This window comes from Streptomyces niveiscabiei (assembly GCF_001419795.1).
In the GTDB taxonomy this organism is placed as follows: domain Bacteria; phylum Actinomycetota; class Actinomycetes; order Streptomycetales; family Streptomycetaceae; genus Streptomyces; species Streptomyces niveiscabiei.
Genome location: NZ_LIRL01001156.1, coordinates 1 through 1,728, shown reverse-complemented (window position 1 = coordinate 1,728; position 1,728 = coordinate 1). Strand labels below are relative to the sequence as shown.

3 protein-coding genes are annotated in these 1,728 nt (G+C 67.0%); 2 read left to right on the top strand and 1 reads right to left on the bottom strand.

Annotated features, from left to right (window positions below; all coding sequences use genetic code 11):
• Positions 1-305 (bottom strand): ATP-binding protein (locus AOK24_RS41380; RefSeq protein ID WP_167376913.1); only part of this gene is annotated, 305 nt, incomplete at its 3' end.
• A gap of 170 nt (positions 306-475) precedes the next feature.
• Between AOK24_RS41380 and AOK24_RS41375 the strand changes: the two genes are divergently transcribed.
• A complete protein-coding gene (locus tag AOK24_RS41375; RefSeq protein ID WP_055725045.1) occupies positions 476-1,342 on the top strand; it encodes a helix-turn-helix domain-containing protein in 867 nt (288 codons plus the stop codon).
• A gap of 8 nt (positions 1,343-1,350) precedes the next feature.
• Positions 1,351-1,548 carry a DUF397 domain-containing protein gene (locus AOK24_RS41370; protein ID WP_055725044.1) on the top strand — a complete coding sequence of 66 codons (198 nt, stop codon included), beginning with the start codon at positions 1,351-1,353 and terminating at the stop codon, positions 1,546-1,548.
• Positions 1,549-1,728: the final 180 nt, after the last annotated feature.

Sequence of the window (1,728 nt, the reverse complement as noted above, 5' to 3'; positions counted from 1 at the left end):
CCCTCGTCCCACTCCCCGGCACACCGCAGCACCGGCAACTCCCCGCTGGCATCCGCGACTTCGATCCGCAGCTCCCCCTGAGCCAACGTCACCTCGACCCGGATTTCCCGCCCCGGCAACGCCTTCGCGTTCACCGCGTTCGTCGCCAGCTCCGACACCAACACCTCGGCGTCGTAGGCGACTTCACCCCCGACCCGCCACCGGACGAGCTGCCTGCGCAGGTCGTCGCGGGCCCGGGTCACGCTGTGACGTCGGCGGGGGTACTGGTAGGCGGCGGTCCGCGTGGACACGGCGTTCGCGGGCATGGCTCATCCCCTTTGTTCCGGGTGGCTTGCGCTACGCAACGAAGCTAGCCGTGTTCGAAACGTGCCCACAACCTACTTGGCTCACAAATTTGCACTAGATCTGATGTTCTATCTGTACCCAGGTGCATCAACGCGGCAGACTCTCCAGCACAGTTGAGAGGAGCAGGCACATGCCCGTTGGGGGAAAACCGACCGTGCGCAGCCGCAGGCTGGGCATCGCACTCCGCCGCCACCGTGAAGCAGCCGGCCTCGACCAGTCGGCCGCCGCCGAGGCCATCATGAAGTCGGTGAGCAAGGTGAGCCGGGCGGAGAGCGGCCAGGTGTCGGTATCGGCCCTGGAGGTCCGGACGCTGCTGGACTGCTACGGGGTGACGGACGAGAACGAGCGCGAGCGGCTGCTGAATTGGGCGAAGACCAGTAATGAGCGGGGCTGGTGGGTCGACTACCAGGACACGCTGCGTCCGGACTACGCGGACCACATCACGCTGGAGAGCGACGCGACGTACATCCTCGACTGGGACCCGGTTCTGATCCCGGGGCTATTGCAGACGGCGCAGTACGCGGAGAAGGTCATCGCCATCGGCCCGAAGTTCCTCCCGGAGGAAAGGGTGGCCGAGCTGGTCGAGGTCCGAATGCAGCGGCAGCGCAGGCTCGACGAGGGGGAGGTGCAGTACACGGCGATCCTCTGGGAGCCCGCTATCACCGCGCTGGCCGATGGTTCCGAGGTGTACGTGGACCAGTTGCAGCACCTGTTGAAGGTGGGACGCCGACAGAACGTGACGCTTCAGATCCTGCCGCTCTCGGCGTTCCTGACCGCGACGATGTCCGGGGCGTTCACCGCCTTCTCGTACGGCGTGGAGCCTTACGCGGAGGCTGTGGCTGTCCAAACTTCCTCGAACACGGCCGTAGTTGAGGCTCCGGATGACCTGGCCCGGTACGCCAACGTTTTCGATCGGCTACGCTCGGCAGCACTGTCGCCGACGCAGTCCGCTCGCCGGATCCGCCAGGCGCTGGACAACAAGGACCAGCAGACGTAAGAGGTACCGTGACCCCCGAGATTGAGCTCGTCAGCGAGTTCCGCAAGTCGTCGTACTCGGCCCAGGAGAACGCCTGCGTCGAACTCGCTCACACCTCCCTCGGGGGCCATGCCGTCCGCGACAGCAAGCACCCCTCCGGCCCCGTCCAGTTCTTCAGTGCCGAAGCATGGACCCGGTTCATCCAGTCCGTGACCGCAACCCCCTGAGCAGGCCGCGCCGGCGGACGGGGCCCTGCCCGATCGCCCGGCAGCCGAACTGGAGATCTGCCCGCACCCGGATCTGATGCACGGCTGATCCCGACGCTCCCCGCCCCGCCGGCCGGAAGATCGTGCCCAACTCCCCGGCGCCCCCGCAGAACATGCGGACCAGCGCCGCACACCGGTCGA